11 protein-coding genes are annotated in these 8,648 nt (G+C 31.4%); 1 reads left to right on the forward strand and 10 read right to left on the reverse strand.

The features are described from left to right. Positions 1 to 45: 45 nt before the first annotated feature. From gltX to Q0370_RS10030, 10 genes are all read right to left on the reverse strand, one after another. Complete coding sequence (gene gltX / locus Q0370_RS09985) at positions 46 to 1,551, reverse strand: glutamate--tRNA ligase (RefSeq protein ID WP_299575244.1); 1,506 nt, start codon at positions 1,549 to 1,551, stop codon at positions 46 to 48. A gap of 86 nt (positions 1,552 to 1,637) precedes the next feature. Then, a complete protein-coding gene (locus Q0370_RS09990) occupies positions 1,638 to 1,829 on the reverse strand; it encodes a hypothetical protein (RefSeq protein ID WP_299575246.1) in 192 nt (63 codons plus the stop codon). Positions 1,830 to 1,926: 97 nt separating this feature from the next. Then, the gene (locus tag Q0370_RS09995; protein WP_299575248.1) at positions 1,927 to 2,343 is read right to left on the reverse strand and encodes a YjdF family protein; all 417 of its coding nucleotides are present in this window, start codon (positions 2,341 to 2,343) and stop codon (positions 1,927 to 1,929) included. A 302-nt stretch (positions 2,344 to 2,645) separates the two neighbouring features. Next, the gene (locus tag Q0370_RS10000; RefSeq protein WP_299575250.1) at positions 2,646 to 3,305 is read right to left on the reverse strand and encodes a hypothetical protein; all 660 of its coding nucleotides are present in this window, start codon (positions 3,303 to 3,305) and stop codon (positions 2,646 to 2,648) included. Positions 3,306 to 3,365: 60 nt separating this feature from the next. Beyond that, positions 3,366 to 3,803: a nitroreductase family protein gene (locus Q0370_RS10005; RefSeq protein WP_299575252.1), complete on the reverse strand. Its 438-nt coding sequence runs from the start codon at positions 3,801 to 3,803 to the stop codon at positions 3,366 to 3,368. 12 nt (positions 3,804 to 3,815) lie between these two features. Further along, positions 3,816 to 4,040, reverse strand: coding sequence for a nitroreductase family protein (locus Q0370_RS10010; RefSeq protein ID WP_299575254.1), 225 nt, complete (start codon positions 4,038 to 4,040; stop codon positions 3,816 to 3,818). 23 nt (positions 4,041 to 4,063) lie between these two features. Further along, positions 4,064 to 4,987: a deoxyribonuclease IV gene (locus tag Q0370_RS10015; protein ID WP_299575256.1), complete on the reverse strand. Its 924-nt coding sequence runs from the start codon at positions 4,985 to 4,987 to the stop codon at positions 4,064 to 4,066. Positions 4,988 to 5,072: 85 nt separating this feature from the next. Further along, on the reverse strand, positions 5,073 to 5,330 hold the full coding sequence (locus tag Q0370_RS10020) for a hypothetical protein (RefSeq protein WP_299575258.1): 258 nt from the start codon (positions 5,328 to 5,330) through the stop codon (positions 5,073 to 5,075). Between the two features lie 295 nt (positions 5,331 to 5,625). Further along, on the reverse strand, positions 5,626 to 6,210 hold the full coding sequence (locus tag Q0370_RS10025) for a Bro-N domain-containing protein (protein ID WP_299575260.1): 585 nt from the start codon (positions 6,208 to 6,210) through the stop codon (positions 5,626 to 5,628). A 97-nt stretch (positions 6,211 to 6,307) separates the two neighbouring features. Further along, on the reverse strand, positions 6,308 to 7,078 hold the full coding sequence (locus Q0370_RS10030) for an RNA methyltransferase (RefSeq protein ID WP_299575262.1): 771 nt from the start codon (positions 7,076 to 7,078) through the stop codon (positions 6,308 to 6,310). Positions 7,079 to 7,623: 545 nt separating this feature from the next. On the opposite strand from Q0370_RS10030, the gene Q0370_RS10035 reads away from it, so the two are divergent. After that, positions 7,624 to 8,571: an IS30 family transposase gene (locus Q0370_RS10035; RefSeq protein ID WP_299575264.1), complete on the forward strand. Its 948-nt coding sequence runs from the start codon at positions 7,624 to 7,626 to the stop codon at positions 8,569 to 8,571. The last annotated feature ends 77 nt before the right edge of the window (positions 8,572 to 8,648 follow it).

Below are 8,648 nucleotides of genomic sequence, written 5' to 3' on the forward strand. Positions count from 1 at the left end.
GATATTTAGAAGCATTGTTCTCTAAAGTATCACTTTTTTATTATTTTATTTATTCAAAATATTATTTATCCTAGCCAATGTTCTTTCTTTTCCAATAACTGCAATTACTGTGTATAAATCCGCTCCTCTGGCTTTTCCTGTAATAACTGCCCTAAGTGGCATTAATACTGCTGCTGGACCTTCTCCAATTTCATCTTGCAGTTCGTGCAGGATTTGTTTTGCTTCGTCTTCTGAAATTTCTTCATTTAATTTATTTATTTTTTCAATAAACATTTGGATAGATTTTTTACCTGTTTCTGTTTCAAGTGAAGAAGTCAGTTTTTCGATTGATTTTCTTTCTTTTTTATTCATTCCTTCTTCAATTACTGGCAATTCAAATTCATCTTCAAAGTAAATTGAAGCATTTACTGGCAATTCCTTTAATGTTTGTGAACCTTCCCTTGTAATTTCCACAATTCTTTTTAATTTTGAAAATTCTTCATCTGACAAGTTTTCATTTTCATAGTAACCAGCTTGCACAAAATACGGAATAGCCAATTTTGTCAATTCATCCAAATCCTTTAATCTCATGTGATGATTGTTTACCCATCCCAATTTAACCAGGTCAAATACAGGCCCTCCAAGAGAAATTTTATCAAACGAGAAATTTTGTATCATTTCATCAATAGTAAAAATTTCCTTGTTTTCTCCAAAGCTCCATCCCATAAGTGCAAGGAAGTTTAATAATCCTTCTTTTAAGTAACCTTCTTCTTTGTAATAATTCAATGAAACTGGATTTTTTCTTTTTGAAATTTTAGTTTTGTCAGCATTTCTTAAAAGTGGCATGTGATACCATTTTGGCTCATCCCATCCAAATGCTTTGTATAATTGAATATGCTTAGGCGTAGAAGAAATCCACTCTTCCGCTCTTATAACGTGAGTTATCCCCATCAAATGGTCATCAACAATATTTGCCAAATGATAAGTTGGAAATCCATCAGATTTTAATAAAACTTGATCGTCAATTTTACTGTTTTCAAATCTAATTTCTCCTCTTAATCCATCATTTACAACAGTTTCACCTTCATAAGGCATTTTAAGTCTGATAACATAAGGCTCTCCAGCCGCTAATTTTGCTTCCACCTCTTCTTTTGACAAATTTCTACAATGCCCGTCATATCCTGGTGCTTGTTTCATAGCCGCTTGTCTTTCTCTTAATTTTTGCAATCTTTCAGCAGTACAGAAACAATAATATGCTTCCCCTTTTTCCACCAGTTGTTCAGCATAATCCTTATAAATCGAAAATCTTTCCGATTGTCTATAAGGCCCTGCTTCTCCTCCAACGTCTGGACCCTCATCATAATTTAATCCAAGCCATTTCATCGCATCAAAAATTTGCTGTTCTGAATCTCCTGAAAATCTCGTTCTATCTGTATCTTCTATTCTTAAAATAAAATCTCCACCATTATGTTTTGCAAATGCATAATTAAATAGTCCAATGTAGGCAGTTCCTACGTGTGGATCTCCAGTTGGAGAGGGTGCTATTCTAACTCTTACTTTTTTTTCTGACATTTTTACTTTCATTCTCCTATTCTATTCTTTTTTATTTGCTTATATTATATAATAAAATTTAACTTACTGCAACTTGCTATAAAAAATTATTGATTTTTATATTCTTTGTCTGGCACTACATCTTCATTTAGATATTTACCAACTTCTTCCAATTTTTTCTTTACTTCATCTGCAGTTATTCCATATTTTTTAGATACTTCCACTATGTGATCTTCCATCAGCTTCATTTCTTCCTCAACTGTCATATCAGATGCTTTTTCAAAATCTCTAGCTATCAAGTCGCCATTATTCTTATTTTCTTTATTTTTCTCACAGGAAAATATAGATAACAGCAGTATTCCAATTATAAAGGTTTTTTCATTAAAAATCTCCTTCTTATCTTCCTCTATGTTTCTTTTTCTTTTTCTCCTGTTTCAATAAAAATTTTTTCTGTTTCTCAAGTTCTTTTTCTTGTTTTGTTTTAACTTTCCGTTCCTTTTTATTCTCTTCGTATTGTAATTTTAAAATTTCTTCCGATTTTTTCAAAAATTTTTTACTTTGAAGCTCTTTTTTTATTTCTCTTTGTCTACGTTTTGGATTTTTGGCTTTCTCATTAAAATTTGACTTCATTTCATTACTAAATCGAAGATTATAAAACTTTTTTAATATAAAATCATAAATTTCATATTCTTTAGGTTCCGAACCGAAAGTTACTTTACAAACTGATAAATTACCATTTTCAAAATTTTCAAAAATTCCTACCCAAAAAGGATTTTCAAAAAAAACTGTCAATTTTCCTGAAATCTTTCTCATAATTTCAGCCTCCTTAAAAAAATTTATAATAAAGAATGGACAACCTAAGGAGGCAGGTTACTTACATTACTGCGTCTGGACTACCAACCAGAACTGTGTTTTTATCTTTATTTTATTTATCGACTTTTTACTTTTTCATCTTGCAATAAGAAGTAAAAACCCTTTACTCAATTATTTCCAAAAGTTCTTAAAGTGTGTTTTTTACTTTTTTAGGCACTCTTTGTCTCTATACCCAAAACTTACCACTACAGGAACTTCATATTCCTTTAAATATACACCTTTTTTATAAAATATTTACTATTTTAAAATTTTGTAGCTCTCTTATATTTAGAAAAGCCTTCTCTCAGTGCATCTTTATATTCTTTATCTTCATACTGAATTTCCAAAAGGTGAGAATGGTATGCAGACTGACTAATCTTTTTATTTTGAACTTTGTCATAGAATTCAACAAAAATAACTTTAAATTCCATTCCTTTATTTTTACACCATTCACCAATAGTATCAATAATATCAGGTCTCTCAAGAGCAACTTCCTTTGCAGTCTCTTCTTTGTTTTTTCCATCTTTAATAACTTCTATTATGTAAAATCTGCCATCTTTTGTTGCAGCTGTCAACCCTATTCTCTTAAATTTTTCACGTAATACATCCTTTATTTCCTTTACCTCTTCTTCAGTCAGTTGCTTAGAATCATTAGTTTGGGACTTATTGAATTCTGGTATTTTTAATTCCATTAATTCCTTTTCATATTTTGCTTCTATCTTTTCCAGTTTTTTTAAATATTCTTCCTGTTCTTTTTTACTAAGTTTATCAAAATCAGTTTTTTCCTCTTGTTGATTTTGTTTCACTTGCTCAGTAGTAGTTGTATTTTTTTCAATTTTTTTATTCTTGTCTATGTTATTTTTATTTTTATTTCCACATGAAAATGCGGTTGCCAGCAACATCATTACAAAAATTTTTTTCATAAAAATCCTCTTTCTGCAATAAATTAATTTTGATATATTTAAAATTCAAGCATTCAAAAACTACTCAACAACCTCATAAACTTCCGAAAGTTCTCTTCTAGTTTTTGGAGTAATATCTTCATCTCTATATCCAAAACTTACAAAATATGAAATTCCATATTCCTTCAAATCAAAGACACCTTTTTCAGAGAAGTATTTTTCAGCCATTTCTTTATTAAATCCTTCAATTGCACAGCTGTCAATCCCAAGAGCCGCAGCCATATTCATCATATTTACCATTGCAATGTAAGTCTGTTTTGAAGCCCAGTCAAATAATGCTCTTTCACTTTCCAGCAACTTAAAATGCTCTTTTTGAAATTTTTTAAAAAATTCTTTTCTAATCTTCAAATTTTCATCAGAAATATTTTTTATTTCCTTCCCAATTCTCTCAAAATACTCGCTATCACCAGTAACACCTTTTCTAGCCAGCACCATAACAATATGGCTCGCTCCATTCAAGCTGTTAATTGCTCACCAAGCAAACTCTCTCATATCATTCAACATTTCCTCATTTTTCACAAGAATAAATTTCCAAGGCTCAAGCCCAAATGAACTAGGAGAAATTCTACCTGCCTCAATAATTGTCATAAAATCTTCATCTGAAACAACTTTTGTCTTATCGTATTTTTTGCACGCATATCTTCTGTTAAATATTTCAAACATTTCCTTTTTTGTTAATTCTTTATCTTTTAGCATTTTTATCACTTCTTTCCAAAAAATTATTGATTTTTTATCTTTTCTAACACATTTTCATCAAACTTGCCAGCTCGCAACATTTCAATCTCAAATTTATATGGCGGAACTTTTTTAGCCTTCTTATCATCGCTCAGAGCCACATAAGGCGTTTCCAAAATCTTAGGTAAATGAGAAAATTTTTCAAAATGTGCTATTTTATTTAACACTTCAAATCCGATTTTTCCAAATCCTATATTTTCATGCCTATCTTTATGTGCACCACACACATTCTTACTATCATTCAAGTGAATTACTGATATTCTGTCAATTCCAACAATTTTGTCAAACTGCTCAATAACTCCCTCAAAATCATTCACAATATCATATCCAGCGTCGTGAACATGGCAAGTATCAAAACATACTGTCAGTTTATCCTTTAATTTTACACCATCAATAATTTTTGCAATTTCTTCAAAACTTCTCCCGCATTCCGTACCTTTTCCAGCCATCGTCTCAAGTGCCACAGTTGTTTTCTGATCTTTTGTCAAAACTTCATTCAGTCCTTCAATAATCTTATTAATCCCAACTTCTTCACCTTCCCCAACGTGAGCACCTGGATGAAGAACAATTCTCTTCGCTCCAATAGCATCTGTCCTTTTAATCTCCGTTCTCAAAAACTGCACTGCAATCTCAAAAGTTTCAGGCTTTACAGCATTCCCAAGATTAATTATATAAGGAGCATGCACAACAATATCATCGATATCAATATTATTCTCCTTCATAAGTTTAAGCCCAGCCTCGATATTCAGCTCATCAATCGGCTTTCTCCGTGTATTCTGGGGTGCTCCAGTATAAATCATAAAAGTATTCGATCCATAAGAAACCGCTTCCTTAACCGATCCCAAAAGCATATCTTTCCCACTCATTCCCACATGTGATCCAATTTTAAAAATTTCTTTTTTCGACATTTTTTATTTTTACCTTTCTATATTTTATTTTTATTCTAGCCAATTACAGTCTGTAACCAATTTATCACCTATAGTGTTCATAATTTTACAAAATTAATAATTCAAATAACTCTTTTCTTAAATTTTTCAGTTTTTTATCAGCTTCATTATCTGGTAAGACTAAATCATTAAAAGAACCCATCCCCCCAATCATTGATTGCCTTATTTTTCTTTTTATTTCATCAATTTCTTTATTTTTTTCTATTTCTTCTGCAAATTTTTTAAACATTCCCTCCCAAGTTTTTACATTTTCTTTTTTTAGCAACTTGTCCATTTCTAGACATTTTTCTTTTAATTCATTCATGCTCTCTAAAATTCTTTCATATTTTCTAAATGACTTATTTTTATCTTAATTCTGTATATATTTCTAATTACTTGCTTATTTTATTTACTAATAAATTCACACTCAAAATGGGTAAATATCATATCTAAAAATTTCTGTACTTATTTCTCTTATCTTACTTGTTAATTTTGAAATTTTTGTATTAATTTCTCTAAATACTATCATTTTTTTCTTCATCATTCCAATAGTCTGAAGAATTAAATAAAAACATATAATCTCCTAAAAGATTGAATTTACCTACACTAGAAAATATACTCTATTTTCTTATTTCATCTTTTATTTCTTTTCTAATATCTTCTTGCATTTTAATCTCTTCATTATATATTACACAATTAACTGCATATAAATAATTTAATAAAGACAATGAGTGAAATTCTTTCAATTCCTTTCTAACTTGAATCGCCTGTAATCTCTGATTTATCCATTCTTTTGAATATCCTTTTTTCAAATATGTTTCCAATGCCCTATCAATAGTTAGTTCTGGATCTGTAATTTCATCTATTCTGTCTTTTCCCACTTGTGCCAGCCACATTTTAAATGGTTCTGCCTTAGGAGACGGAATTGACTGAATAATTCGAAAAATTCCTTGTATATCAGCAACATCTGTTAATCTCATTTTTCCATCAGGTGCTTTTAACTTCAACTGTCGACAAATTGTCGACAATTCACTTTTTTCCTCATCTGTCATTCTTTTTTTCATTTTATACCAATAATCTCTAGCATTTACACTATCCGTTAATGCTCCTACAACATCGACAACAGAAAAATACCATTCTTCCTTCTCATTATCCCAAACAGACCTAATTTTTTTACCTTCAAATATTTGTATATTATTCTCCATTATTTCCCACCCCTTATGTAGTTTTTCGAATTTTATTAATATTTATATTAATTTTCATAATCACAAAATTTCACTCATATTATTATCTCCACAATTTTTATAAGCTTTGTAATTTCTCCCTCATCTTATAAAGAAAAATCCCTGTCGCTACACTCACATTCAATGATTCTATATTCCCATAAATTGGAATAATCGCCTTTATATCAGCATTTTCTATCAGATATTCAGACACTCCTCCACCTTCGTGTCCAAAAATAAACGCATTATTTTCCCGCAGTTCGATTTTTTCGTATGAAACTGAGTCTTCGTGCAAGGCTGTTGCTATTTTCAAATAGTTTTTATCATTCAAAAATTTTACAATATTTTCAGGTGTTTCATAAATTATATTTAATTTGAAAATTCCACTCATTGTGGCACGTACTGTTTTTGGGTTATAGACATCTACAGAGCCTTTTGTCAAAATTAAATTTTGGAAATTTGCAGCAATCATTGTTCTGATAATTGTTCCAGCGTTTCCCGGATCCTGAATATCATCCAGAATTACCACATCTCCCTGTATATCCTCAATTGTATTTAAATTTTTAGAATACAGGAATATTATTCCCTGACTATTTTCCTGAGTTGAAACTTCATCAAACAGATTATCCTTCAAAATTGTCAAGTTATCATGTTTAGAAATCTCATATTTTTCATCAAAATACTCAAATTTCGATTCTTTTATAATAATTTTATTAAAATTGATATTCTCGTTCAGAAACTTTTCCCCTTCAGCCTTAAAAATACTGTTTTCATCACGATACTTCTTTTTATCCAGTTTTTTTAACAATTTATAAAATTTGTTATCTGGACTTGCTATTACATCTCTCATTTTTTATTTTTCACTTTCTATATTATTTAAAAGTACAAAAACCCCAATCTATTCAATCTGACAAACTTAATTTCACGGAGTTTTATGCACTCCAAAATTCTTTATAAATTTTATTTTTATCCTTTGCCAGAACTTTACCAGTTGAAATAATTATTTTAAAACTTTCTGCATCTTCATCCTTCAAATCTTACGTTATCTCTTCTCCAAGTTCCTTTATTCCTTTTTGCAAGAGCTTCTTTTGTAATCATTTGACTTCTGATTCCAAATTCCCAATTTTTTTTCATTTTTTACAACTCCATTCTTTGTTAAATAAGGTAACAAAACACAAGGAAAATATATAGACTTAAAATTTTATTTTATATATTTTCCGCAAGTTCAACATAGAACTGCAATCCCAAGTGTAGGTTTAGCTTAATAATCTATACCAGAAAACACCGAGGGGTTTGGGGGCGAGCAGCTCCCATGAGTGGAAAATCAACAAGCAATGCATAAAAATAAAAAAGGGAGACCTCTGTCTCCCCAAGATTAATTAATTTTGCATTGCAATGTACAAACAATTAACCTCGGAGCAAAGGTACACAATTTCTGTACTACTCCAAAATAGAACGAAACAAAAAGAGATTGCCAAAGCGATAAATGTAAGTCCAAGTACAGTGTCTCGTGAAATAAGACGTAATAGTGGAGTCAGAGGACGCTATAATTGGGAAACTGCCCAAGCAAATGCAGTACAGACAAAGCGCAGAAAGCCAGGCAATCATTCAATCAGCAAGGATGTCATGGAAGAGGCAAAGCATCTTCTTGTTACCGAGCAATGGTCTCCGGAACAAATATCCGGTGTATTGGCCAAGGACGGCAAGTATATTAGCCATGAGACCATATATCGTATGATACGTAAGGACAAGGCAGAAGGAGGAACATTATATAAACACTGTCGTCACAAGCTGAAGCGTCGCGCCAGACCTGTTGGTGGCAGGCGCATATCCATACCCAACAGAACAAGCATCAGTGAGAGACCTGCTGAAGTTGACGGAAAACGCTTTGGGGACTTCGAGATGGACACGATTGTTGGAAGAGGAAACCATGGGGCCATCGTGACACTGATAGAGCGCAGTACAAACATGCTGTTTATGAGAAAACTCAAAAAGGGGAAAAATGCCAAAGACCTGGCACGTACTGTAATACATTTGCTGTCTCCATTCAAAGAGCATGTCAAGTCTATTACAACTGACAACGGTACTGAATTCGCTTGTCATGAAATGATAGGCAAAAGCCTTGGTGTCACCATCTATTTTGCTGACCCATACGCTTCATGGCAGAAAGGGGCCATAGAAAATGCAAACGGACTGATTAGGCAATACGTGCCAAAAACAGAAACGTTTGAACATGTCAGCCATCAACAAATCACAAAGTATTCAAAGAAAATTAACATCAGACCAAGAAAGAAATTAGAATTTAAAACACCATATGAGTGCTTTTACGAACAAATTAAGTAAATTTGCACTTGCTTGTTGAATTCACGCTTGTTGAATTCACGCTATCCTTGTTAAAAAATCTTTAAGTGAGATCGGAA

This window comes from uncultured Leptotrichia sp. (assembly GCF_938036635.1).
Taxonomy (GTDB): domain Bacteria; phylum Fusobacteriota; class Fusobacteriia; order Fusobacteriales; family Leptotrichiaceae; genus Leptotrichia; species Leptotrichia hongkongensis.